Origin of the sequence: Paenibacillus mendelii (genome assembly GCF_024498075.1) — a bacterium.
Classification (GTDB): Bacteria; Bacillota; Bacilli; order Paenibacillales; family Paenibacillaceae; genus Paenibacillus_Z; species Paenibacillus_Z mendelii.
The window spans coordinates 424,641-450,445 of sequence record NZ_JANHOF010000001.1 but is presented as its reverse complement, the minus strand read 5'-3'; the positions used below and the strand labels follow the sequence as shown (position 1 = coordinate 450,445).

Genomic DNA, 25,805 nt, shown 5'->3' with positions numbered 1-25,805 from the left:
TCATGCGGCGCAGAATGAGAAGGTTGTCGCTATCGAGCGTCCTGCTGATCGCCGGATTGACGGGACTCGCCTTATTCATGCTCATTCCAATCGTGTATATTTTCAACCATGCCTTCAAGCCGCTTGACGAAATGTTCCTGTTTCCACCCCGTATTCTGGTGCAGGAGCCTACGATCGTAAACTTCGAGAAGCTGTTCTTTGCGACTTCGGGCGATGTGGTTCCGTTTACCCGCTATCTGTTCAACAGCATCATCATTGCCGTGATCACGATCTTCTGTGTCATTACGGTCAGCTCGATGGCCGGTTATGCGATTGCGAAGCTGCGATTCGGGTTGAAGGGTCTGATCATGGGCCTCATCTACATATCACTCATGTTCGCAGCAGAAACCGTATCGATTCCAAGGTACCTGATCATCAGCGGGCTGGGTATCAATGATACGTATTTCGCTCATATCCTGCCGTTTCTAGCCTCACCGGTTGCGGTGTTCCTAATGATGGCGTTTATCGGACAAATTCCGAATGATCTCATCGAGGCTGCGAAGCTGGACGGGGCATCGGAGGTCGCCATATTCAACCGGATTGTCATGCCGCTTGCTGCGCCGGCGGTTGCAACAATAGCGATTCTCACCTTTCAAGGGGTGTGGGGTGACGTAGAAGCTTCGACGCTATATGTCCAGGATGAGGCGCTGAAGAATATCGCTTATTATGTGCAGACGCTCGTTAGCGGAGCGCAAAATAACGTCGCCGGCCAAGGGCTGATGGCTGCCGCATCCTTGCTGATGTTCCTGCCGAACCTGATTATCTTCCTCGTCTTCCAGAAAAGGGTGATGCAGACCATGCTCCATTCCGGTGTCAAATAACCGATGAAAGCGAGTTTCTCATAGAGGAGGTGGTGTTCAAGCAAGGAGCTAAGAATCCATAATCTGCTTCAACCGGTACTCGTAATTCAAACCTATCGATTGGGGGAATAAACATGGCTTTTAACAAAAGAATCGTGCTCCTGCTCTGTATTTCGATGCTTCTAAGCGTTTTTCTCGCAGCTTGCAGCGGCAATAATACACCGAGTAATTCAGGAGCAGCTCCGGATAACAAGGAGCAGACGACGACGAATGAACCGGAAGAGACGACCGAGCCTGATGAACCGGAGCCGGTTGTAGAGGAGAAGCACGATCCGGTTACGCTAACCGTCATGAACTGGGGCGGGGACCTCGATTTCTTCACCACCTTGTATGAAGAGTTTACGAAGAAATATCCGTGGATTACGGTGAAGGCATTCGGCTCCGGCGGCGGTGACGTCGAGGGTCTGTCCAAGCTGGCGGCGCTTCAGTCCTCCGGTGAACCGCCTGACATCGTATGGCCGCAGACGATTTCCAAATGGATGGACGGCGGCAATCTGGAGGATTTGAAGCCTTATATGGAGAATGACGCCATTCTGCCTACGCTCGGCATCCAAGACGGGTTCCTGGAATCTTGGGAGATGAACGGCAAGATCTATGCCATTCCATGGACGGATGATCCGTGGCCGATCGTGATCAACAAGGACTTGATGGAGAAGCACGGCATGGAAATGCCGCCGAATGATTGGACCTATGAGGATTTCCGCGATATGGCGAAGAAAGCAACCGACCCCAGTGCGGGCGAATACGGCGTATCTTATAACGGTGTATTCAAATCGGCGTTCGCGAATCTGCTGCCGGTTGCGAACGGTCATGCCGGAGCCCGGGATTTCATGAACGAGGATTATACCCAGAGCATGCTAAACACGCCTGAAGTATTGGCCGATTTGAAGTGGTTAAAGGATCTGTTTACCGTGGATAAAGTCATGATGGACGTTGAAACCTTCACGAAATCCGGTTATGCCGACATGGCGGATTTCCACGCAGGCAAAGCGCTGTTCAGCATCGCACAACCGCTCAAGCAGCTGGATGATATGGTTGACTTTGAATGGGATATTCTGCCTGCACCGCGGGGGACCGTCTCACAGCCAGGCATTCGCAACACGTCTCCGCTCGCCATGCTAAGCGCATCGAAGAATAAGGATGCGGCTTGGTTGTTCATTCGGTTCCAATTCGAATACGAGGCCAACAAGTGGAGGATCGAGAATATCGGATTTCCGTCCATGGTCAAGAACGATGAACTGGATAAGCTGCTTCAAAGTAAGTATGAGGGCCAGAATTACGAAGCGCTGACCATCAGCACCTCATCTTGTTGTACGGGGATTGGGCCGGCATTGTTCGACGGTTCCACTTATTATGGGACGGTCGATCCGGCGATAGCGGCGATGTTCAATGAGAACAAGGATATAAGCGCTATTGTGCCCGCTATTGAGGATTACAACAAACGGGCTGCCGAGTATTGGAAGAGTATAGGCGTTATGAAGTAGCTCGTATTCAGCCCGGCAGGGGGAATGGATGGCATGTGCTGACATTCCCTTTGCCGGCTATCTGTAGGAGCACGTTCAATACGATACGTTCTCGTATCTATCCACTGAAGGGAGGAGCCTACAAACGATGGTCAGAGCCCGCCATTCCTGGAATCAGCACGAGGATCGCAGTTGGCTGCAGAAGATGAGCCGGCAGCGATCGAGGCGATGGCTAATCCGCCTTACGGTGATGTTGTGCATGTGGATCGTGGCAGGCGTGACGGTATCGACGCCGGTCTTGGCCATGATGCCGTACGATACGGAGTATTACGAATATAACAGCAGCGAATGGATCTATGTACAGCCTATTTATGTGCCACATACGTATATCACGGGCGCCAGTGATCTGGGGCCGGCCTTCTCGGGACCCAGCGATTTGTACATCACCAGGGATGACCGGGTGTTTGTAGCGGATACGGGTAACAGCCGAATCGTCGTCCTGGATCGGCAAGGTACCGTCCTTTCGGTTATCGGGACGGAGGATGGCCCAGGTAAGCTGAAGGAGCCGGAAGGTGTATTCGTTGACCCGTCCGATCAAATCTATGTGGCCGATACAGGGAACAGCCGAATAGCCGTATTTGGTGCAGATGGTGCATATTTACGCGAATATGTGCGGCCGGAGTCGCCATTGCTCCCCGATTCGAAAGAGTATTTCTTCGTACCGAGTAAGATCGTGGTGGATGCGCGCGGGGTGATGTATGTCGTTGTGAAAGGCTCTTATCAGGGCATATTCCGAATGGATGCCGAAGGGGAATTTACCGGCTTCTTCGGGGCGAACAAAACACCGCTAACCGTGCTTGACCGACTGAAGAGCACATGGCTGACCAAGGAACAGCTCGAGAAGGAAGTGGCGAAGCGCCCACCTGAAGTGCGCAACATCGCGATGGACTCGGAAGGCTTCATCTACACGACTACGCAAGAGCAATATGCTGGTCAGGTGAAACGGTTGAATGCCAGCGGAGTCAATATGCTGGGAGGTCCACCGCTGGCCAATGCATGGCTGGTTACCGATGTGGCGACAGATCGTAACGGCATGCTGTACACCTTGGATTTTGATACGGGCAAGACGACGATTTACTCTGCGATGGGGATGCCGTTATTTACTTTTGGAGACCGTCAGTCGACAACACTGCAATTCGGTGTATTGAGCCAGCCCACCAGCATTATCGTAAACAGCAGCAGTGATGTGTGGATCGCCGATTCCCATTTGAATTTAATTGAAGTTTTTCGACCTACCGCATTCGGGCAGACGGCTCTGCAGGCAGTCAAGCATGATCTGGACGGCAATTATACCGCGAGTAAGCCATACTGGCAGGAATTAATCAGTCAGAACGACAATATGTCCATGGCTTACCGTGGTCTCGGACATTCGTTGAATCGTGAAGAGGACTATAAGGGTGCGCTGGATTATTACCGGATCGCATACGACGCCAAGGGGTTCTCTAGCGCATACTGGAATATACGTCTCCTGTGGATACAGCACAATTTCGTCTATGTATTGGGTACGTTGGTGATTGGCTTATGGCTGCTTCTGCGTGGCATCCGGTTGTTGAAGAGATGGATTGCGTCGCGCGAATGGCCGCCGAGGCTAGCTCGTTATGGCTCGGAGATCAGCGCAGCCTGGTACTTGCTGTTCCATCCCTATGAGGGATTCTACAGGCTGAAGGACCGCAAGATTTCGTTTGCGGTGCTGGCGATGTTCGTTATCCTGACCGTCGGCGTGCATCTGGCTTCTACATACGGGGTTGGATTCGTATTTAAACCGGTTGACCGCAGTCAAATCAGTCTCGTGTGGACATTGGGTGTTTTCATCATTCCTTGGATAACATGGGTCATAGCCAATTACTTGATCAGTACCATTAAGGATGGTGAAGGACGATTCCACGAGGTGCTGCAGACGAGCATCTATGCGATGGTGCCATATATGGTTTGGATGCCGCTGCTCACCGCGATCTCGCATATTCTCGTTCTGGAAGAACGCGTCATCTACGATGCGGGTGTACAAATCGTCTGGTATTGGGTCATCCTGATGTTCTTCGTTATGACGCAGGTCATTCATAATTTTGAATTTATGGAAACGGCACGGAATATGATGATCAGCATCGTCACCATCCTCTTGATTTGGCTGTTCGTCACGATTATGGCCGGTCTTGGCTATAATCTCTTCGATTTCTTCGGCCAGTTATTCCGGGAGGTGAAGCTGTATGGTTAAATGGCTGCCGCATACGAATCGGTCTAGATGGCTGCTGCTTGCTGCTGTTGTCGTCGTCGTATCCGCTATGCTTCTATTCCTTCTCCCGCAGAAGAGGCTTCCAAGCTTGGATTCCCTCGGTCTTGAGCTTGCGAAGCCTGTTTTACTGCCTGCTTGGACGGAAGGCGGCGGGCTGCCCAAGCAGGCACGATCAGATCAAGAAGGCTACCGATTGGTTCTGGAGAATCAGCAATTCCGACTCTGGCTGCACCCGAAGACGAGTCAGATCGCAGTGGAGGAACTGGCGACTGGATTGCGCTGGCGAAGCAACCCGCGGGAAGCGGATTTGGCAGGGGAGACGGTGAAGGGTCTGCTGCTGACCAACTTGAAATCGACCTTCACGTTCGAGTATTCCAAGGATGGGAAGACCCAGCGGGAAATCGCCAATACGATGAATAAGAATTTGGAAGTCGACTATCACGTGGAAGAGGGTATGGTGCAGGCTACCTACCGGTTCACGAAGCTGGGGTTGAGCATTGCAATCCAGTATGCACTCAATGAGCATGGCTTGGTCGTCCGAATTCCCAGCGATGGCATTGTCGAATCCGGGGATCGGAAATTATTAACCCTCAATCTGCTTCCTTACTTCGGGGCGGCACCCGTCACCTCGAAGGAGGGGTACCTGTTCGTACCGGATGGTCCCGGCGGGCTGATCTATTTCAACAAAGAACGAACCGTTACCGAAGGCAAGCGATATTCACAGCCGATCTATGGGTTCGAAACGGCTAATCGGATCACTAGTGAATCGCAGCGTGAATTGATCAGTTATCCGGTATTCGGATTGAAGGACGGCGAGCAGGCTTATGCTGCAATTATTGACAAGGGTGAAATGACCGCAAACATTAAGGCAATGCCTTCGGGCGAAGTATCGACCTTCCATTCGGCTAACGTTGAATTTATTTACCGCCAAGAATATGGACAGCGGATGAGTCGACTATCCGCTCCGGTTTCTATGATTCAGAAGGAGCGGATTGAGAGGGACCGCGTCGTCGAATATCGGCTGCTTAGCGGCAAATCCGCGGGTTACGTCGGCATGGCACAAGCATACCGTACGTATCTGCTGGAGACCCAGCAGCTTCGTGAGCCGCTTGCTCCTGCGAAGAACATGCCGCTCGAGCTGACATTGCTAGGCGGTAATGCACGCAAGACCGCATTCGGGACTTCATTCATCCCTGTAACGACGTTCTCACAAGCTTCGGATATTGCCAAGCGTTTCATAGAAGCCGGTGCTGCTGATCTTCGAGTGACTTATTCGGGATGGCAGGCTAAAGGAGATTATCAAGCGGATACTGCCTTCACTGTAGCGTCTGAACTGGGAGGCTCCTCGGGGCTAAGTAAGCTATCTGAAGCCTTCAAGGAGATGGGGGTTACGGCTTTCCGCCTGGAAGCGGATCTTGTAAGCATGATCAACTCCCGGACGGGCGCGTTGGCACGTGCAGAGGGCATTCGGAGCATAGACGGTACCGTGTATTACAGCAATATGGGCGAGTTCGTCCTGAATCCGGTGAAAGGCGTACGTCAAGCCGATGCTTGGTGGACAGCTATGAGCAGGCTGGGCGTGGACGGCATCTACTTCGATCAGATGGGACGCCGGGTATTTCGCGATTACAACAACGATCAGCCGCTTGAACGCGAAGATACCGCGTATTTATACGCGGGTATCTTTAATCATCTGAAGAGCGAGGGCGTCAATGTGTCGGCACGCCGGACGAATGCTTATGCGCTCTCCGGTGTGGATCATATCGTGAATATGCCAATGAGCTCGAGCCATGATTTCATTATGGATGAGACGGTGCCTTTCTTGCCGATGGCGGTGCATGGCTATGTGACCTACAGCGGACCACCAGGGAATATGAGGGATCTGTTCGAGGAAGAGCTTCTCAAGGCGATTGAATATGGTGCGATCCCCTCCTTCCTCCTGACCTATGAAGCGCCCAGATTATTGAAGAATACGCCGACATGGGGTGTGTACAGCAGCGAGTTCGCGGTGTGGGAGAAGCGGGTGCAAGAAGAGATGGCCATGTTCGCGCAGCTGGCGCCGGTTCTGAATCAGGAGATGATTGATCACCGCCGTATCAGCAAGGATGTGTATGTAACTACTTACGCGGACGGTACCGAGGTCGAAGTCGATTACGCCAGCGGGACATTCAAGGTGAGAGGAGGGAGCGTTCATTGAGTTCCGAACGGATCGAGGAGCATAGGCGCAGGCGACGGCAGCGGTGGCTGGAGGTATTGCGCGAGCAGGGTCTGGGCTACTTGTTTATGGCGCCGTGGGCAGTAGGCTTTCTTGTATTTATGGCGATTCCACTTGGATGGTCCTTATACCTCACCTTGAATAAAGTGAAGCTGACCCCGAATGGATTTGACTATACATGGCGGGGACTGGGTAATTTCCGCGATGCGATACTGCTGGATCATGTTTATCCGGTTAAGCTGCTGACCTATTTGCAGGAAGTTATTCTCATGATCCCCATTATTATTATTTTTGCTCTATTCGTATCGCTTCTGCTCAATCAAAGCTTTCCCGGCCGATTTCTGTTCCGGGCAATTTTCTTCCTGCCGGTGATCTTCGCCACGGGTCAGGTGCTGACAGAGCTGTTCAGCCAAGGAGCGGGGGAGCTGCCGTTCATCGACCAATACAACGTGAAACCACTGGTAATGGAGTATTTTGGCCCGAGGTTTGCCGAGCCGATCCTGGGAATACTGGGCAAGGTTGTTATCATCTTGTGGTATTCGGGCGTGCAGATTCTGATCTTCATTGCCGGCTTTCAGACGATATCCAAATCCGTATATGAAGCCGTACGTATCGATGGCGCGACCCCTTGGGAGAGCTTCTGGAAAATAACGCTGCCCGGTGCCGTACCTTTTATCGGGCTGAATGCGATCTATACCATTGTGGATCTGTTCACGTTCCCGCTCAATCCGGTGCTTGAGGAGATTAAGAACAACATGTTTAAGCCGGATACGGGTTACGGCTATGCGAGCGCGCTGGCGTGGATCTATTTTGCCATCATATTTATTTTATTAAGCGTAGTCTTCCTGCTGCTGCGCAAGGCTGCACGCCGAAGGAGGCGAGTGTAATGGCCGTATTCGTTCAGCATTGGACGGCAGCAAAGGCTAGAATTCGTAAGGTTTGGATCGGACGTAAAGCGCAGAAGGTGAAGCGTATGGTCATCGGCCAATATCTCAACGATGGCTTGATGGCCAAGGCCATCATATGCATGATGCTGTCGTTTATTGCGTATCTGTATTTGCAGCCGCTGCTGTATATGGTAACGACCATGGTCAAGCCGCTCAGTGACCTGCTCGATCCGACGATCAAGTGGATTCCAAGAAGCATCGATTGGTCCAATCTGCGGAAAGCATGGTACGGCCTGCAGTATCCGGAGGCCTTCCGCAACACACTGATCATCGCGTTATGCTGCTCCATCTTCCAGGTCGGCATCTGTGCCATTACCGGATATGCACTGGCACGGCTGCGTTTCTTCGGAAGGAACCTGGCTTTCTTCCTGATTATCTTGTCGTTCATGGTACCGCCTCAAATTATCATCATCCCGTTATACACGATCTATGGCGAGCTGGGATGGCTGAACACGCCGCTCGTTTTCCTTATTCCAGCCTTATTCGGCCAAGGGCTGCGAAGCGCCTTATTCATCATTATCTTTCGCCAGTTCTTCTCCACGCTTCCCAAAGCGTTGGAGGAAGCCGCCAAGGTGGACGGAGCTTCGGGGTTTTATCTATTCACACGGATCATGCTGCCCCTCGCGCGGCCGGCTGCGCTTGTCGTCTTTCTGTTCTCGTTCATCTGGTACTGGAACATGTATTACGAGCCTTCGATGTTTCTGAACAGCAGCTTCACGCCGTTGTCCATACGTCTGAATAATTTGGAGGCGGTCCTGCTCGGACCTGATATGAGCGGGGCGAAGATTTCGGCGCAGAATCCGATCACCGAAGGTACGAAGATGGCAGGGGCGTTCATGATTATTGCACCGCCTCTCTTGGTATACATGATTGCGCAAAGGTGGTTTGTCGAAAGTATCGACCGTACGGGTCTGGTTGAATAGAAACGCACCTTGGCAAGTCGGGGGCGATCAGGCAAGCGACGAAAGGGGGGAGTTCGTAACAGGATGGAGCGCGGACGGATACCGGCAAGCAAGGCATACGTCCGCCGCCGAATGGCGAGAAATCGCGATTCGGGGGAAAGAAGCAATCCGTGCGCTGCGGCCGCCTGGACCGACCGCGCAAGGGAAACCGAATAAGGGAGAGGTTGATATGAACAAGACGTTCTTCCGAAAGACGATTGCGACGGTATTGCTGTTTGCTTGCGCCTACATGCTGGCCATGTCGGCGGGCTTGACCGCCCTGCAGCGCGCCGAGGCCGCGGACGGCGTCCCCGGCACGCTGGATGAATACTGGAACGGAAACGCGGAGTGGGTTTATCTCCGCAAGGATACCTTTGCGAGCACGGGGTTCCCGAGCTATTTCGACGGCACGCAGGTCAAGATGATGAGCGACGGGACCTGGTATCTGTTCAACCGCAAATACGTAACCGATTCGGCATGCTCCGGCGGGACGGCCCTGGAGACACAGGTACGCAGGTCAACAGATAAGGGCGTCACCTGGTCCGCACCGACGACGATCATTCCGCATGTGCCCGGAACACCCTATTCCTGCTTCGCCACGGACGGGGACGCCTGGTACAACGCGGCCGAGAACAAATGGCATTACCTATTCCAATGCCTCGGTGGCAGCGGTCCGTGGCAGGGTTGCATGCTGTCGCGGGACGGCGCCGATCCGATGGGACCGTTCACGATCGCCCCGGCCGGCGGCAATCCTGTCATTACGCCAGGCGAAATCTGGAATCAAATTTGCAATGTCTCCTCTGACGACTGTTCCAGCCTGGCGGGCGGATCCGGCAGAGTATTCGACGAAGGCACATTCAATATTTTCGACTATGACGGGACGCATTACTGGATCGGCTTCCACGGCTATGACGGCGTTCGTGGTTACCGAGGCATCGCGAAGTCGTCGGACTTCCAAACCTGGATCGCCGGCAATCCCACGCAGGGCGTTCCGGCGGATGCCGTTCACGACCGCAACGATTCGCAAGGCTGGCGCGAGAGCTGGAACAGCGGGGGCTCGATTGGCGCAGGCGCGGGCAGCATGATTCGCGAAGGGAGCTATTACTACCATCTGGTCGAATCCTCCGATATCAATCTGGGCTGCACGGCGGGCCAAAACTGGGATTACGGTCTCTACCGCAGCACGTCGCTGACGAATACGACCTGGTCGCAGTATCCGCAGGGCAATCCGATCATCTATTCGAGCAAATCGGCGGAGAGCGGAGGCGCCATCCCGCCTTGTAACGTCCAGTACGCCGGACTGGTTAAGGATCCGACGGACGGCTTCATCTATTTGGCCTATGGCCGGCGATCGTCCGATCCGAACTATGACGGGCTGTACTGGTACCGGTTGGAGAAATCGAGCAATTTGCTGTTGAACGCCAACCTATGGAAGGCGAATACCGACAATTGGAACAGGCTGGGGCCGAACACGAATTGGGTTGCATACCGGCTGCCCAACAATTCGCCGGACGGCACGCCATACCTGGCGACCAATTGCGGCGGTGTGTGCTCGGGAACGAACAGCATCTATCAAGATGTAACGATACCCGGCGGAACGGCGGGGACGGCGCAGTTCGGCGGGAAGTTCTTGTCGGAGGGCAGCGCAGGATCGGTCGATCTGGTGATTCGTCAGATGAATGCGGCCGGAACGATTGTGCAGACGGATATTTTGCCGATCGCCACGGGAACGAGCTGGGCGTCCTACGGCGGATCGGTGCCGCTTCTGGCGACGGCGACCAAGCTGCGCTATGAATTTTATTTGCGTACCGACCATGTCACGTTCCGGGCGGACGACATGTATATACAAACGTCGTTTACGGATACGATCGCGCCTACGTCCGTAACGGATTTGCGTTCTTCTTCGGTAACGTCTGGAACGGTCGCCCTGACCTGGACGGCGCCGGGCAATGACGGCAACGCCGGAACGGCCGCGGCGTACGACATCCGCTATTCGAACTCGCCGATCACAAGCGCGAACTGGGCTTCGGCGATGCAAGCGGTCGGCGAACCTGCACCGGCTGTCGGGGGCAACAGTCAGAGCTTCACCGTATCGGGGCTTAGTCCGGGAACGGATTATTATTTCGCCGTGAAGACCTCGGATGCCGCCGGGAACGTGTCGGGCTTGTCGAATGGATGGAGCGTGAAGACGGTCGGCAGCGGCAGCTTGTTCAGTGATGCGTTCGCCGATGCCCAGCGCGGGCCTTCCTGGTTCGCGTTCGGCGGCAGCTGGAGCGAGACCGGCGGCACGCTCACTCAAACGTCACTGTTGGAAGGCGATCCCAAGAAAATGCTGATCGGGAGGACGGGATTCGATTTCCCTTCTTCCCCCTTAACGATTACGGCCAAAGTTCGGGTGGACGCTTGGACGGGCGGCGACTTTGCCCGTGCGGGCGTCAGCCTGTTCAATGACATGAAAGACGGCGGCGGTTACAATCTGGTCTTTCACAATAATCATTCCACCGTGCAATTTCTCGATGACGGCGTCGCCTGGGGACCTTCTTATCCGTTCACCTGGTCCAGCGGCGTCTGGTACTGGTTTAAGCTGAAGGCCGACGGCGGGACGCTATACGGCAAAGTATGGGCCGACGGTGCGACGGAACCGGCGACATGGCCGTATTCGTGGATGCGCAGCGGCCGTTCGGGCGTGCCCGGACTGAACGGAGGCGCAGCCAAGACGGGAACGGGCAGCTCCAGCGCTTCGTTCGATGACGTTGTCGTGCAGTGAACGACCGTCGCGGCGTAAATCGATCCGACAAGCGGTTAGCGTCGCGATGAATCATGCGCCATTCCGAATTATAGGAGGTTTATCAAAGGATGAAAAAATGGATTTCTGGCCTGTCGGCGGTAATGCTGCTTGTGTCGCTGCTTACCCCGGCCGCCCTGGCCGACGATGCAGGGAGTGGGACGGGCGCGCCGTCCGTGATCCGCACGACATTTCAAACCCAGTCGGGCTACGCCGATCAATACGATGTAAAGTCGGACGCCGTCATGGTGTATGCGACCAAAGCCGAAGGCTTGGCTGATCTTATCCGTTCCTGGCGGGACAGAGGCTATCGTGTGGATGCGATGATCTCGATCAGCCACGATTGGGAAGGCATCTACGAGCTTGGAACGCTGAGCGGCGAGCCGCATCCGGAAGTGGTGCAAACGCGTAAGGACGGAAGTTCGTTCCGCCATGTCGATCCTCGCACCGGTTACGTGACGCCGACGCAAGGGTGGAACAATTACGTGCTCGACATCGCGAAACGAACGGTCGACGAGGGCGCGCATGCGATCGTCTTCGAAGAGCCGGAATATTGGACCGAAGCCGGTTACGAAGGCGCTTTCAAAAGTGAATGGCAGACCTACTACGGGGAACCGTGGGAAGATCCCGCCTCGTCCGATCAGGCGAGATACAAGAGCGAGAAGCTGAAATCGTATTTGTATACCCGTTCGCTCGATTATCTCTCGTCGGAGCTGAAGGCCTACAAGCCCGGCATCGAAGTATGGGTTGCTTCGCATAGCACGATCAATTACAACAGCTACGGCATCGTTGCCGCGAACATGGCCTACTACGACTTGCCTGGCATCGACGGTTTCATCGGCCAGGCCTGGTCGGATACGGCCCGTTATCCGATCCCGTTCGAAGGCGCACAGCAAGAACGCGTATTCGATTCGGCTTATCTGGAATATTCGTCGCTGAGCGAGCTGCAGACCCCCGGGGATGGCAAATCGTTGTACGCGCTGGCCGATCCGAAAGCGGACGACCCGAATTTGGCGAACAACTGGGATCAGGTCGAGTCGTACTATAAGCAGACAATCTCCGCGCAATTCCTGCAGCCGAAAATCGAGAAGTTCGAAATCATGCCATGGCCGTCCCGCGCGTTCGTGCCGGCACCGATGGCTTATAAGACGGTTCAGATGAACATATTCGAAGCGTCCAAAGCGATTCACGGGCAGCCGTACCGGATGGAAGCCGGTTCGCCCGGCGTCACCTTCTTGATCTCCGATACGATGACGTATCAGCGCGGCGCTGGGCCGACCGCGGCTTCCGAGGCTATGTACGGCCCGACGGCGCCGCTCGTCGCGAAGGGCGTCCCGGTCCGGGTGCTCCCCGTCGAACGGGTGTCGGCAGCGGCGCTGGCCGATACGAAGGTGCTCGTCATGAGCTACGATTCGTGGAAGCCGCTGAAAGCGTCGTACAATCAAGCGATCGCCGACTGGGTGAAACAGGGCGGCGTGCTGCTCTATTTGGGCGGCGAGAACAATTTCCAGAACGTAAGCGAATGGTGGGACGACTCCGGCATCGGAAGCCCGCAGCAGGATTTGTGGAACAAGCTCGGGCTTGCGATCTCGAATCCGATTGCGGAGGCCGTCGCGCAGCGTGAAGCTACGCTTCAGCCGACCGCGGCCGCACTGGCGATCGACGGGGGTGGGGCGGCGAGCGTCCCGAAGCGGTACGCGCTCACTTCTTACGTACTGCCCGGCAACGCGGAGCCGTTGTATACGCATGACGGGCATACCGTTTCCTTCCGGCAAGCGGCCGGACAGGGACAGGTTATCTATTTCGGCGCGTCGCCGGGTTACTTCTCCTCCAGTGACAAGGCGGCCCGATTACTGCGCGGTTTGACCAAGTATGCGCTCGGCCAAGCGGGAGTCGCCTATGCCGAGTCGAATACGATGACGGCTTACCGCGGTCCGATCGTTGCGGTGCAATCTATGGAGCAGCTGGCCGTCATTCCAGGCCGCTATATCGATTTGTGGGATCCGAGGCTCGGCGTCGTCGCCGACAAGACGATTCTGGCCGGCTCCAGCGCTTTGTTGTACGATTTTGCCGACATCGATACGTCCGCGGCACCCAGAGTTTATTTCGCCAATGGAGAAATAACGGACAAACGGGAGACGGCTGACGAGACCGTGCTGACGGTGGCAGGGCCGAAGGATGCGCAAGCGGCCGTGAGATTGGGTTCGGTGAGCCGGTATCCGCAGCAAGTGACGGCAACCGACGCCGAGGGGAAACCGGCAGCCGTTCGCGCCGAGTGGGAGAACGCCAGTCGTACGCTGCTCGTGCAGTTCGAGCATCAGTCGAAGGGCGTAACGGTGCGCGTCGATTGGTCGACGCAGGCAGTCCCCGATACGCCGCAAGAGCAGCTCGGCGAATTCGTCATCCGCACGAACAATGGCAACGAGGATGCTCCCTACAAGGTCGCCTTCGTCGGTGAGGTCGGTTCAACGAACGAATTCCGCTTCGCCGACGGCACGAGCAAGATGGTCTACAGATTGAACATGAACGAATTTCCGCAAGGCGAGCTGATGCTGGAACTGGCCAACAACTTCACGGTCGAGCTGTCGCCGGACGGGGTTGCCTGGGAAGAGACTCTGAACGCTCAGGCGATGACGGGACACGATGAGCACAACATGGGCAACCGGGATAAATACGCGGTAGATACGGAGGGGCATGAAGCCGCCGACGGAACGCTCTATGTCCGCATCGGGGACGCTTCGCCCGGCGACGGATGGGGAGGCGCGCTGTTCGGCATCTATGTCCGCTATATGCAGCAGGTGCCGCCGCTCGGCTTGTCGCATCAACCGGACCGGGCGGATCTGACCGGCGAACGGCCTGCGCAGATGAACGTGCTCGTGACGAACCGGAGCGGGCAGACGCAGCAGGTGAACCTGGAAGCTCTGCCGATTAGCCAACCGCAGCAGCTGCTCTCCTTCGTTCCGGGTACCGCGGACGAATCGCCTTATTTGGTCAAGGACCATCTGTCTGGCGTCAACGCGGGTAACTTCCGCTATACCGACGGAGACCGGTATGCCATCTATAAATTCGTCTTGCCGGAAGGGATCAATGATCCGAGGCTGTCCCTCGATATCGGCAATCAATTCGAAGTCGCATTCGCAAGCGGCTTGACCATTCAGCCGGACGATCCGCAGTGGGCGCTCGTCGCGTCCGATTGGACGGTCGCGGATCGGGAGCTTCAACCGGTAACCGACTTGGGAAACCGCAAGGAACGTGTCTATGACATTGGCGACTATGTCTCCGGCAATCGCGAGCTGTATGTTAAAATCGCCGACAGTTTCCCGGAAGACGGGCATGGCGCCCTGCTTTCGAAAGCGAGTCTGTCCGGCGAGCGGACGGTGCCGCTGGACGTGACGGCTGCGCCTTCGCAATTCGCGCTCGGTTCCTCGCAATCGAAAGTCGTCGCGGTTACGCTGGCGGCGGCGGATGATACGCCCGCCGGGGAATACAGCCTGAAACTGAAGGCGACGGCCGGTGCGGAGGAGACGGTTCACGCGCTGCCGATCAGCGTCAGGAACGGGACTCCTTCGTATCGGGCGCAGCAGGCGTCGCCCGCCATTACGATCGACGGGCAAGCGGCCGCCGGCGAATGGGACGACGCCGACGAGTTGACGATTGCCCCCGATTCGCCGATGGTCATGAAATATGGCAAAGTATGGGGCGCGATCGCGGACGCCGCCGACTTGACGAGCCGCTATAAAATCAAATGGGACGACGAGTATCTGTATTTGCTGGAGCAGCGGTCGGATAACGTTATCCATTTCACGAATACCGGCGCGCAAATGTATTTATCGGATGCAACCATGCTATTCCTGGACATCGACCGCAACAAAACCGGCAGCGGTTACCGTGACGGCGACTATGCGATCATGTTCACGCCCGGCGGCGAGCAGGGTGCCGAGGATCCGAGAATCTTCATCCGGGAAGGGCATGACGACGGCGTCCGCGAGTATGCTTTCGACGACGGTGAAGTCTCGGCTAAGGCCATGGACAGCGGTTATGTGCTCGAAGCGGCGATTCCTTGGCGCGTGTTGAACGTGTATCCGTTTACGCCGAAGGGGGGCGCCGTCATCGGCATGTCGCTGCTCGCCACGGATAACGATGATCAAGACGGCCATACGAAGTGGGGGCAAGTGATGTGGGTCGGCGACGGCGACAATCAGGCGCTATGGGCAGATATGACGTTCAACGGCATGGAAAGGCTTGACATCGCACTGCCGGCCAAGCTTGCGGTCGGTGCGAGCGCCGATGCCAACGTGCAGGCGGTCTACACCGACGGCTCCGTGAAACCGGCGCCCGGCGATCTGACGTTTCGAAGCAGCGATGCGAACGTAGCAAAGGTCGATGCCCGTACCGGTATGGTGAAGGGCATCAAACGGGGCGAAGCGGTCATTACGGTCGCATCGGAGAGCAATCCCGGCATAACCGGACAATTCCGGATCGTCATCGAGCCAATTCTGGAAAGCATCAGCTTGAAGCTGCCGTCCCCCTTGCAAGTAGGCAAGACGGCCTATGCGATCGTAATCGGCCATTACAATGACGGCGTCGACAGCCGAATAACGGAAGGGATCGTCTTCAGCAGCGAGAAAACGAAAGTGGCAACGGTAGAGTCCGGCACGGGGCTGATGCGCGCATTGAAGCCCGGAAATTCGCGGATAACGGCGACGATATCCGGCAACGGCGCGATGAGCGCGACAGAGAAGCTGCTCGTACACCCGGCCAAGCGTAACTGAATTGCAATCAATAAAGGCGCTCAAGGCTGGCGGTACCTGTAAAGACTGCCGCCAGCCGGTTTTCGGGTCTAACATGAACATGGCGTGAAGGCGACTAATCTGAGGAAGGAAGTGATTAACGGTGGATGAGCAAAAAGAACGCGAGCAAGACTTGCAGGCGGCGATCTCCGACAACGAAACGGCGCCTGTTCAGGAAAAAGGAATAAGCCGCAGGCAGCTGCTGAAAACCGCGGGCGCAGCGGCCATTGCCGGAGCGGGGCTGATGGCGCTCAAGTCGGGCGAGTGGCCGTTCCCCGCTCGGAGCGCAGACGCTGCTGAAGAGACGCATGGCTGCTGCTGCAATGCCAAAGATTACGGTGCTGTCGGGGATGGTGTAACCGATGACACAGCCGCCATCCAAAGCGCGCTCGACAGCTGCAGGATGGTCTATCTCCCAAGCGGGCGGTACAAAACGACAGCGACATTGTACATCCCGAGCAATGGGGGGCTGGTGGGGGAAGCAAGCTCGAATTGGGATTTTCCGACCTACGGAACGTGGATTGTCTCATCGGCCTCTATTGCGATCCAGGTAGGGAGCGGAACCGGCTTCATCTCTGCAGCCGTACTGGACCGGCTGGCGGTCAAACGCGCGGGCTTCACGAATGGCGGCGCAGTTACGGGGACCGGTATTTTGTACTACAGCGCTTACTATTCGTCCTCCCGGGACTTGTATGTAGAAGGCTTCGGCACGGGCATCCAGCTGGGGTCCGACGATACGCCGCATAAGGGATTGGGCTTTACGTTCGTCAATACGAATATCGCGGGCTGCGACATCTGCATCCACGCCCGCAAGGCGGCCGACGTTTCGTTCTACGGCGGGCGTATCGGCATGAACGGCAACGACACCGCGCGCGGAACCGGCCTTAAGGTAACCGGCATGTGCGACAGCATTTCTGCTTACCGGCTCATTATCGCCAATAACAACGGCTTCTCCCGCTGCGTGCAGATTACCGATTGCACCTCGATATTCTGGGTCTCGCTGCTGGACTGCGATCTGGAAACGGCGACGGTCGCAGCCTTCGAATGCGATACGAACGCGACCTTCGTCCGCATCGACAACTCCTGGGTCGGTTCACCTTCGCCGTTCGTCGTTTCCGCCGGCGGGCGAATCATTTTCTCCCGGAACACGTTTGCCAATCATGACGGCAAAGACAGCGTGATCCGTCTAACCGGCGGGTCGCATATCGAGATCAACAACAATGACTTCCTTACCAACCCTCAGAAGCACATTGACATTGCCAACGCGAGCAGTGTGAAAATCGCCGGCAACAACATCATCGGCGGGGGCACCGGCATACGAATCGCCCCGACCTCCGGCGCTTCGGGCGGCCATATCATCAGCAATAACGAGATTTCCGGCGCCAACGACAACGGGATCAGCATTATCGCCAATCAGGGATTGAGCAAAGTTACGATCGAAGGCAATCATATCGTCCAATTCAAAAATACGGGGATTCTGATCGACGGCTCGGGCCCGGCCAAGTGCGGCTACTCCGTCACGGGCAACGTCATCTCTACTTCGAATGTCAGCGGTGTAGGCCGGGGCATCAGCATTACTAACCCAGCGATCGATTACTACCTCATAACGGGGAATGATACCAGTTCCTGTCCGCTCCCTGCCATAAACGACGCTGGCGGGTCCCACAAGGTGGTCGCCAACAATTTAAGCTAAAATTGCTGAGGTCCATCCCCGGATGAAGGAAGAAGCGATTTGAAACCGTGCCTACAGCATACTCGCCATAGACTGCAGCATCCGATGTCATGGCGATGCTCGTCGTCACCGCTGAAGTCTCGAATGAATGGATAACAGCCGAAAAGCGGGGACTATTCCATCGGAATAGCGCCCCGCTTTCTCCTTTGTTAGACGGTGAATGCAGACCGGTCTTAACGGTAGCCCATCATATACATACGTCTCATCGCAGTGCGGACATCGTCCAGCGTACCTGCAATGACATACGTCGTGAAACGGTTTTCGCCTGCATTAAACGTGGACCATCCATTGCCGGCAGACCATTTGGTGACGAACGGGCTGCTAAAGCTGCCGAATTTCCATAACGTGAAGTATGTGGCCGACCCGCCTATACTCGGCTGAGAGCCGTAGATGCCAAGGGCATACTGCAAATTATCGGTTGCATAGATTACGCCTCCGGCATCAACGCTGTATTGCAAATGGTAGGTCTGGGAATCCAGCTGCGTATAATCGCTGACGGTCTTCTCCGATAAACCTGCATTAATATCAGATTGAGTAGCGTCGAACGTGAAGCCGCGCCGGAGATCATTGCTCAGATAAGCGGTAGGAATCTCAATATTAGATCCGTATAACGTCTGTGGAATATCCAGAACGGTATCGTAGCGCATGATCTGTGCACGTAAATTATTAAACCCGGTGCCAAGATCCATGCCCTGATCGTCAAGGGTTATGTCTTTACCTAGCTTCCAGTCTTTGTAGATGACCGGGACATCGGCCAATCCGCCATTAAACGACGTATAGTTCCACTCTAAAGGGACGGCACGCGTGCTTTGTTTCTTGGAGGTCGTCGTGATGGTATTGCCGGATGATGCGATCGGCGAGCCATGCATATAATTCTTATTGGAATTCGAGACGAAATCGCCGCCTTCGGTCGGAAGGGCATTGGAGTCTTGGAAGCTCATCGAAGCTTGGATTTCACGTCCGTAATCATAGTTGTCGATCATCTGCTTGCCATTCCACCACAGCTCCCAGATCACGCCGCCTGCTGCAAGATTGGACTTCACTGTCATTGCGGAACCGGTCAGCGTCAACAACGGAACTTGGCTGCCAAACCGGGGGTACGAATAAGCATTGCCCAAGCCTTCGACGGAATAGCCCGAGTACTGCTGATGATCGGACATCAGTGCGTGGTCGCCAGAGGAGTTGAGTCCGCGGAACATAGCCGTCGTTCCCGCTGGCTTCGTTGCAGCGTTCCAAGGGTATCCAATCGTGGCCTCAGTCGTATAACCGCCTTCGCCGGCCGTCAATGAAACCATGTGATCGCTCGAGCCGTTATACAGACGATAGAGAGGGCTGCGGCCTGTCGCTGAACTCTTCGGCACATAGGCAACCTGCCCAACCATCGGAAACAGTGCCGCTTCTGCAGAACTCGAAGTCGTCATTTTGTTCGTGCTGCTTGCCTGTACTTCCCACAGTAAATTCAGATCCGTCTGTTGACTGCGAATGTTGTTGCTGATCAGCGTGCCATCGGCCGATGTTGAGGTTAAGCCCTGCGATCCCGCTAACAGCACCCCCGTACACAAACTTACGCCAAGCGCCATTTTCCAACTTCTTCTCATTACTAAGCCTCCTCCATTGAGATGAAATGCTTCTTGTTTTTCTTCACGTACACGTTTAAAGTAATATTATGGTAGCGCTTACTTCTTGGAGATTCTTACATCCATGTGATATTAACGAATTCGTTGGGGACAACGGGAGGTTGTTAATGTGGATACGTATAAAATGAAATCATTTGCCTCGGATCCAAAGTATCCCATTTCCATTCATCCTTATTACTTAGAAGCAGGCGATCATGTCGAGCCGCATAAGCATGATTTTATAGAAGGCATTGTGGTCATAGACGGGCAAGCCTTCCATGAAGGAGAAGGAGGAGTTCTGGAGCTGAGACCAGGGGATTCCTTAATCGTGTGGCCTGGGGAATGGCATTCCTTCCGGACGAAAGCCAACCAGTTTCTGTACCACTACAACATTCTCATCGATGTCAATTTCTATCGTCAGGAGCTGCTGACCTGCTTTAGCACGCTGTCGGCCTTAGATCTTGAAACGTTGGACAGGTCCTATTGGACCGATTGGACGCGATCCTGGCCGAGGCGCAAGCAGAATATGTCTATGGCTATACTATCGGGCTTAGAAAATCAATTAAGAGATGCCTCCGATCATTGCCGGGAGTTGACGATGAATCGTGCACGGATCAAGATCGTCTTATGGCAGTGGATGCTGATTCTGGCGGAATGCTCGGCTAACCAGACCTTAATTTCTAACCATGGCCAGCCGCCAGCCGGTGTGGATCGTCTAGATTGGGTAATCGGTCTGATTCAGCATAATTATACGGTGCCGTTCACCTTGAGCTATGCCAGCAGAATCAGCGATAGGAGTCCGACTGCCTTCTCCCAAGAATTCAAAGAACGGACAGGGGAGACGTTAATAGAGTTTCGCAACCGTATTCGACTGGAGGCTGCTGCGGACATGCTCAAACAAGATGAGATGGCCATCTCCCAAATCGCGTTGGAATGCGGGTTTTCAGATCTCAGCTTCTTTTATACGATGTTCAAGAGCAAGTATAAGATGACCCCTCGCGTGTTCCGGCAGATTCATCAACAGTCAAGCCGTCTAACACTGCGATAGCTTTCGTTGATGAATCGTAACCTCATTGATAAGATGACAGCATTAGCATGCTATGAAATCCGCGATCCCGCGGTTTTTTTTAATGTCCTATTGAAAAAAGGAAGAGTCGGCTTTTATAGGGTAGAGAAATATGCCATGATAAAGAGGATCGCAACGGTCATAAGAAACGATTCATTCCTATTGTTGAAAGGTTGTGGAGTTGCTTTGAACGAACCCCTACAAGTCAGCGGCTTAAGAGCGCATCATAAGGAAGCGATAGACAACTTGGTTGAACGCTTTCAAGAAAATCCCGATTATCTGGCCGTTATCATTGCGGGCTCAGTCGCGAAAGGAATTGCGCGTGAGGATTCCGACGTGGATTGCTATCTGGTCGTAACGGATGAAGTGTTTCAGATGCGTAAGCAGCAGGATGATTTATTTTACTATGCGACAGAGGGCTGTAATTATGAAGGCGGTTATTATGACGGTAAAATCATCAACTACGATTTTGTTCAAGCGGCTGCCGATCGGGGAAGCGAGCCGACGCGCGCATCCTTCGATGGGGCAATCGTCGCGTTCTCCCGTATACCTGAACTTAGCGAGGTAGTAAGCAGGATTGCGGTGTATCCGGAACACAATCGAATTCGAAATTTTGCAGACTTCTATGCCCAAGTGGCTTTGTATGGCGGCTATTTCTCAGAACGTGCTTTGGCGTTAAATAACAGTTATTTGCTCTCTCACGCGGTGAGTCAGGTCGCCCTGTTCGGCGGCAGACTGATTCTTGCTTATAATCGGATTCTGTTCCCATGTCATAAATCATTCATGCATGTGCTTCAAGGAGCCCCGGAGAAACCAGAGGGCTACCTGGCCCTCATGAATGCGATGCTCGCCACCCCAACCGGGGAAACGATCCGCGCCTTTGTCGACTGTATTACTTCCTTCTACGATTGGGGTCTTCCTGAGGACAAGGCTGTAAGTCGTTTTGTGGTAAACAATGAGTGGAACTGGCTGGAGAGTGAACCGCCGCTTAGTGATCGGTAGGCAGTTTGAGTGATGTAAGCAGAAGCAGAAGTCCTCAATACCCTTCTAAGGTAATGGGGGCTTGCTGCTGATATATAGTTTATGAGATTAAATATTAATGATACGAATTGATGTTGTCCCTTGCTATTGTTACTCTAGATAGAACGGAATGAATGCGGCTGCATAACGTGAGAGCGACTGGATGAGTGTGAATACATGATTGTTTCATATGGACATGATGATCAGCAGGGGGGATATAATGAGTTGGATTGCCGTGCAGCCCTACTACAAGGTACATAGGGAAATCATCTTCAATGAACAAAGAACGGTCTTACAGGACCGCGAGATGTATTTATACCCGGATAAAATCGTTACCCGCTTTCGGGTGTTTGGAATCGAGCAGGTCTTCGATCTGTCGTATCGAAGGATGGGCGGTCAAGACGGGATTTTATATTTGCATACGAATCGTGGCGTGTATTCGTACACCGTCAAAGAAGATCCCTCGGGTTTTATAGAGATCTTCAAAGGGTTGAAGTGACTCATAAGGCACATCAGGATCAGAACGCCGTCATACCCCGTTGATGTGTGTGTAAAATTTGGACTGGGAGGAAACAATAACCGTAAAATAATTGAATAAGGAGCGGGTGACACATGTTTAAATACCTTTTGAAATGGGTGTTAAACAGTCTCATTATGATTTTCATGCTTCAATATTTTACGGGAATTTCAGTCTGGACGGCGTTTATCGCTTCTGCTTTGTTGACGCTTATCTCGTACATCATCGGCGATCAGCTCATACTCAGACAGTATAACAATACAGCCGCCACATTAACGGACGGGTTATTAACGCTGCTATACTTGTATGTGGCCGAAGTATGGTTCGCTTGGGGATTGTCGAATGGGGAAATCCTGCTGATTTCGGTCGTGGTCGCGGTAGGGGAGTTTTTCATGCACCGCTATATTTTTCAAGATGATTTAGGGAAAGCACATCAGTCTTAATACGAAGGGGAGCAGCAGTTTGGATTGCAGCTCCTCTTTTCTTGTGTACATGTTAGGTGTGATGTATCCGGCAAGGACAACCAATGGAAATAAATGGTTTACAACGAAGGGTAGGTGTCATATAGTTAGTTTAATTCAAGTTTCCTTCGAGAAACATTTTGTCAGAAGTGAAAATAATATTTTTTTGTCCACAAAATTGCCTTAGGTAAACTTATTTTCCTGCATTCAAAAACAAAGGAGGCTTTCATTTGTTAGATCCGAAGCAGAAAATATCCAGACGCCATATATTAAAGGTTGGAGCAGCGGGTTTCTTGGGGGTGCTTGGAAGTACGCTGGTCAATCCCGTTTCCGCATTTACTAAATCCTCACAATCGGAGCCCAGCCATGACATGCACGATAAACTGAAGAACATGCGGCAGCACAGTATGACACATGGGTATGATCCTGGAACGGATTCATCGGAAGGGCTGGAGAGTGCTGTGAAGGCATTAACTCAGTTCGATTACGGGAAGGCAAGTATGCGGGCGGACGGGAGAACAGTGCGGGATTATGACATGATCGCCGCCGATTGGGAACTCGAAATTGCCAAAGGCATCAGGTTTCCAGGTTGGGCGTTCAACGGTACAATACCGGGACCGACGCTGCGATGTACGGAAGGCGACATCGTTCGTGTCACATTCCGCAATGGTTCGGCCCATCCGCATTCGATTCATTTTCACGGCATTCATCCAACGGATATGGACGGCTTGGAGCCCGTTGCACCGGGAGAAACGTTCATCTACGAATTCGAAGCTAAGCCAGCGGGGATGCAGGTCTATCATTGCCACGTCCAACCCTTCACCAGGCACATTCATAAGGGGCTGTACGGCAACTTTATCATCGATCCGAAGATTCCCCGCAAACCAGCCAAGGAATTCAGTATGGTCATGAACGGCTTTGATCTGGATTTAGACGGGGAGAACGAAATATATACGGTCAACGGCTTCGCATTCGCTTATATGTCACGGCCGATCAAGGTCAAAGCGGGAGAGCTTATACGTGTTTATATTAGCAATATGACTGAATTTGATTTGCTCAACTCGTTTCATTTGCACGCGAACTTCTTCAACTATTATGCGACAGGTGCGGATCCTCAGGCACGCCCCTATTTCACGGATACTATTATGCAGTGCCAAGGGGAACGGGGAATTGTCGAAATGGTGTTCCCGGCCCCTGGAAGATACATGTTCCATGCGCATCAGAGTGAATTTACCGAGCTCGGCTGGATGGGCTTCTTTGTAGCGGAGTAGAGAGGAGGAAACTGCATGAATCCGAAACCGAACAAGAGAATGGTATGGCTGTGGGGCATAGCTCCGCTGCTGCTTCTGGCCGTTGTCATTCTGCTCATTTCGAATGTGGGAACGGGTGTTAAAGATCAACAGGCTGCTCCGATCGAGGTTCTCAATATTGAACGGATTGTTCTACAGGATGATGGATTTCAGGTTACCGTTCTAAACTCTGGACCGAAGGAGGTCGAGATTGCCCAGGTTGTTGTGGATGATGCATTCTGGAACGCCGAATTTGATCCCGGCCCAACCCTGCAGCGATTCGAGCTAGCAACCATTTACATTCCTTACCCTTGGGTTGAAGGAGATCCGCATGAAATTCGTTTGATTACGACGAACGGATTGCTATTCTCCGGAGAAGTAGCGGCTGCGATGAAGACGCCTGAGGCGGATGCGAATCGTTTTCTCCAATATGCCTTGATCGGCTTCTACGTCGGCGTTATACCGGTGGGTCTTGGCTTGTTATGGTTTCCGTTTATGCGCCGATACACTACCAAGGGCATACAAACGATATTGGCTTTTACAGTGGGTTTACTATTCTTTCTAGCCGTAGATACGATTCAGGAGGGACTTGAGCTTGGAGCTGAGGCTCCGGGTGTATTTCAAGGAACCGGACTCGTATGGTTCGGAGCCATTCTCAGCTTTCTCTTCTTAATGGCTATGGACCAGAGTGGTAAGCGTACATCCGGCAGCCTCGCCGAGATTGGGGGCAAACGGGTCTCATACAAAATCGCCGGCGGAATCGGACTGCATAACTTTGGCGAAGGATTGGCGATCGGTGCTGCTTTCGCTGCAGGCGAAGCTTCACTTGGTACTTTCCTTATTATTGGATTTACGCTTCACAATGTGACGGAGGGAGTGGGCATAGCAGCGCCGCTCTTGAAGGATCGTCCCACGTGGAAAACCTTCCTCAGTTTGGCATGCGTAGCCGGAGCACCTGCTATCTTAGGAACATGGACCGGCGGATTCGTCTTTAATGATACGTTGGCTGCACTGTTCTTCGGTATTGGGGCCGGAGCAATTGTACAGGTTATCTTTGTCATCAGTAAAATGATTGTGCGGGATGCCCGCCGATTCGAGCTGCCTGCGGTCAGCTGGTTGAACCTGGGCGGCGTGACTTTAGGTATCGTGTTGATGTATGCGACTGCATTGCTGGTGAACTTCTAATTCCTAATGAACAGGAGGTGATAAGATGCCTTATGGAATCGGCGTAACGGGACTGCTGCTCATCCTCGTGGCAGGTCTCTTATTATTCGGGCCATCCAAGCTTCCGAAGCTGGGCAGAGCGATTGGCTCAACCTTGTCCGAGTTTCGTAGAGGAACAAGAGAATTTATGAATGTAGAGGAAGAGAGGAAGAAGGAAGCGGAGGAGAAGACGTAATGGTGAACTTCATCAATATCGGCTGTGATAATGCTGTTTCCAGGTGAGCATACACGCTGATGTATTCATGATAGAGGATTCACCTCGTTGAGCACATAGAACATAAACAAATTAAAAAGAATGCTGCAAATCGCTAAATCCCTTCCTGCTCGTCCCGGATTGCCGCCAACCCACATGTGGCGCTCCACCTCCGTGAAACGGCTCTTGTGGCCGATGATTCCAGAGAATACCGCAAGTACGATTCCGGCTATCGGGTACATGAACAGAAAGAAGGATGAAAAGGAAATCAGGACGGATATGACCGCCATCATGTACCGTTCTTTCTCCTCCAATGACGTGCACCTCACATTCATAATAAAGGGTTAATTAACTAAT

The 25,805-nt window shown here is 53.6% G+C and carries 18 protein-coding genes; 16 read left to right on the top strand and 2 right to left on the bottom strand.

What is annotated here, in order from left to right; all coding sequences use genetic code 11:
- Positions 1-2: 2 nt before the first annotated feature.
- From NNL21_RS01990 to NNL21_RS01950, 9 genes are all read left to right on the top strand, one after another.
- Positions 3-860: a carbohydrate ABC transporter permease gene (locus tag NNL21_RS01990; RefSeq protein ID WP_256555009.1), complete on the top strand. Its 858-nt coding sequence runs from the start codon at positions 3-5 to the stop codon at positions 858-860.
- A 113-nt stretch (positions 861-973) separates the two neighbouring features.
- The gene (locus NNL21_RS01985) at positions 974-2,383 is read left to right on the top strand and encodes an ABC transporter substrate-binding protein (RefSeq protein WP_204815778.1); all 1,410 of its coding nucleotides are present in this window, start codon (positions 974-976) and stop codon (positions 2,381-2,383) included.
- Positions 2,384-2,510: 127 nt separating this feature from the next.
- Positions 2,511-4,634 carry a YIP1 family protein gene (locus NNL21_RS01980; protein WP_204815777.1) on the top strand — a complete coding sequence of 708 codons (2,124 nt, stop codon included), beginning with the start codon at positions 2,511-2,513 and terminating at the stop codon, positions 4,632-4,634.
- Positions 4,627-6,849 carry a DUF5696 domain-containing protein gene (locus NNL21_RS01975; protein WP_204815776.1) on the top strand — a complete coding sequence of 741 codons (2,223 nt, stop codon included), beginning with the start codon at positions 4,627-4,629 and terminating at the stop codon, positions 6,847-6,849. The genes NNL21_RS01980 and NNL21_RS01975 overlap by 8 nt, the downstream gene beginning before the upstream one ends.
- On the top strand, positions 6,846-7,754 hold the full coding sequence (locus tag NNL21_RS01970; protein ID WP_256555008.1) for a carbohydrate ABC transporter permease: 909 nt from the start codon (positions 6,846-6,848) through the stop codon (positions 7,752-7,754). Before NNL21_RS01975 ends, NNL21_RS01970 begins: the two co-directional genes overlap by 4 nt.
- Positions 7,754-8,737 (top strand): carbohydrate ABC transporter permease, encoded by a 984-nt coding sequence (locus NNL21_RS01965; RefSeq protein WP_204815775.1) that lies wholly within the window; start codon positions 7,754-7,756, stop codon positions 8,735-8,737. Before NNL21_RS01970 ends, NNL21_RS01965 begins: the two co-directional genes overlap by 1 nt.
- The gene (locus tag NNL21_RS01960; protein ID WP_204815774.1) at positions 8,700-11,522 is read left to right on the top strand and encodes a fibronectin type III domain-containing protein; all 2,823 of its coding nucleotides are present in this window, start codon (positions 8,700-8,702) and stop codon (positions 11,520-11,522) included. Before NNL21_RS01965 ends, NNL21_RS01960 begins: the two co-directional genes overlap by 38 nt.
- Before the next feature lie 89 nt (positions 11,523-11,611).
- Entirely contained in the window at positions 11,612-16,312 is a 4,701-nt protein-coding gene (locus NNL21_RS01955; RefSeq protein WP_204815773.1) for a sugar-binding protein, read from the top strand.
- A 121-nt stretch (positions 16,313-16,433) separates the two neighbouring features.
- Positions 16,434-18,023: a right-handed parallel beta-helix repeat-containing protein gene (locus tag NNL21_RS01950; RefSeq protein WP_204815772.1), complete on the top strand. Its 1,590-nt coding sequence runs from the start codon at positions 16,434-16,436 to the stop codon at positions 18,021-18,023.
- Between the two features lie 212 nt (positions 18,024-18,235).
- Here the strand turns inward: NNL21_RS01950 and NNL21_RS01945 are convergent, their stop codons facing one another.
- Complete coding sequence (locus NNL21_RS01945; RefSeq protein WP_204815771.1) at positions 18,236-19,660, bottom strand: hypothetical protein; 1,425 nt, start codon at positions 19,658-19,660, stop codon at positions 18,236-18,238.
- A gap of 148 nt (positions 19,661-19,808) precedes the next feature.
- Here NNL21_RS01945 and NNL21_RS01940 point away from each other — a divergent pair, with 148 nt between their 5' ends.
- The 7 genes from NNL21_RS01940 to tatA all read left to right on the top strand — a co-directional run bounded on the left by NNL21_RS01940 (position 19,809) and on the right by tatA (position 25,430).
- Positions 19,809-20,726, top strand: a complete 918-nt coding sequence (locus NNL21_RS01940) for an AraC family transcriptional regulator (protein WP_204815770.1) — start codon at positions 19,809-19,811, stop codon at positions 20,724-20,726.
- A 204-nt stretch (positions 20,727-20,930) separates the two neighbouring features.
- Entirely contained in the window at positions 20,931-21,746 is an 816-nt protein-coding gene (locus NNL21_RS01935) for a nucleotidyltransferase domain-containing protein (RefSeq protein WP_204815769.1), read from the top strand.
- Between the two features lie 238 nt (positions 21,747-21,984).
- Complete coding sequence (locus NNL21_RS01930; RefSeq protein WP_204815764.1) at positions 21,985-22,263, top strand: hypothetical protein; 279 nt, start codon at positions 21,985-21,987, stop codon at positions 22,261-22,263.
- Between the two features lie 113 nt (positions 22,264-22,376).
- The gene (locus NNL21_RS01925; protein WP_204815762.1) at positions 22,377-22,724 is read left to right on the top strand and encodes a DUF2512 family protein; all 348 of its coding nucleotides are present in this window, start codon (positions 22,377-22,379) and stop codon (positions 22,722-22,724) included.
- 248 nt (positions 22,725-22,972) lie between these two features.
- Entirely contained in the window at positions 22,973-24,013 is a 1,041-nt protein-coding gene (locus NNL21_RS01920) for a multicopper oxidase domain-containing protein (RefSeq protein ID WP_204815760.1), read from the top strand.
- Positions 24,014-24,028: 15 nt separating this feature from the next.
- The gene (locus NNL21_RS01915) at positions 24,029-25,216 is read left to right on the top strand and encodes a ZIP family metal transporter (protein WP_204815752.1); all 1,188 of its coding nucleotides are present in this window, start codon (positions 24,029-24,031) and stop codon (positions 25,214-25,216) included.
- A gap of 25 nt (positions 25,217-25,241) precedes the next feature.
- Positions 25,242-25,430 (top strand): twin-arginine translocase TatA/TatE family subunit, encoded by a 189-nt coding sequence (gene tatA, locus NNL21_RS01910; protein WP_204815750.1) that lies wholly within the window; start codon positions 25,242-25,244, stop codon positions 25,428-25,430.
- Positions 25,431-25,495: 65 nt separating this feature from the next.
- Here the strand turns inward: tatA and NNL21_RS01905 are convergent, their stop codons facing one another.
- Positions 25,496-25,741, bottom strand: a complete 246-nt coding sequence (locus NNL21_RS01905; protein ID WP_204815748.1) for a hypothetical protein — start codon at positions 25,739-25,741, stop codon at positions 25,496-25,498.
- Between the last annotated feature and the right edge of the window lie 64 nt (positions 25,742-25,805).

Excerpts from the sequence above, each read along its gene's own strand:
- NNL21_RS01990 (WP_256555009.1), top strand. The coding sequence starts at position 3 with ATGCGGCGCAGAATGAGAAGGTTGTCGCTATCGAGCGTCCTGCTGATC.
- NNL21_RS01985 (WP_204815778.1), top strand. The coding sequence starts at position 974 with ATGGCTTTTAACAAAAGAATCGTGCTCCTGCTCTGTATTTCGATGCTT.
- NNL21_RS01980 (WP_204815777.1), top strand. The coding sequence starts at position 2,511 with ATGGTCAGAGCCCGCCATTCCTGGAATCAGCACGAGGATCGCAGTTGG.
- NNL21_RS01975 (WP_204815776.1), top strand. The coding sequence starts at position 4,627 with ATGGTTAAATGGCTGCCGCATACGAATCGGTCTAGATGGCTGCTGCTT.
- NNL21_RS01965 (WP_204815775.1), top strand. The coding sequence starts at position 7,754 with ATGGCCGTATTCGTTCAGCATTGGACGGCAGCAAAGGCTAGAATTCGT.
- NNL21_RS01955 (WP_204815773.1), top strand. The coding sequence starts at position 11,612 with ATGAAAAAATGGATTTCTGGCCTGTCGGCGGTAATGCTGCTTGTGTCG.
- NNL21_RS01945 (WP_204815771.1), bottom strand. The coding sequence starts at position 19,660 with ATGAGAAGAAGTTGGAAAATGGCGCTTGGCGTAAGTTTGTGTACGGGG.
- NNL21_RS01930 (WP_204815764.1), top strand. The coding sequence starts at position 21,985 with ATGAGTTGGATTGCCGTGCAGCCCTACTACAAGGTACATAGGGAAATC.
- NNL21_RS01925 (WP_204815762.1), top strand. The coding sequence starts at position 22,377 with ATGTTTAAATACCTTTTGAAATGGGTGTTAAACAGTCTCATTATGATT.
- NNL21_RS01915 (WP_204815752.1), top strand. The coding sequence starts at position 24,029 with ATGAATCCGAAACCGAACAAGAGAATGGTATGGCTGTGGGGCATAGCT.
- tatA (WP_204815750.1), top strand. The coding sequence starts at position 25,242 with ATGCCTTATGGAATCGGCGTAACGGGACTGCTGCTCATCCTCGTGGCA.
- NNL21_RS01905 (WP_204815748.1), bottom strand. The coding sequence starts at position 25,741 with ATGATGGCGGTCATATCCGTCCTGATTTCCTTTTCATCCTTCTTTCTG.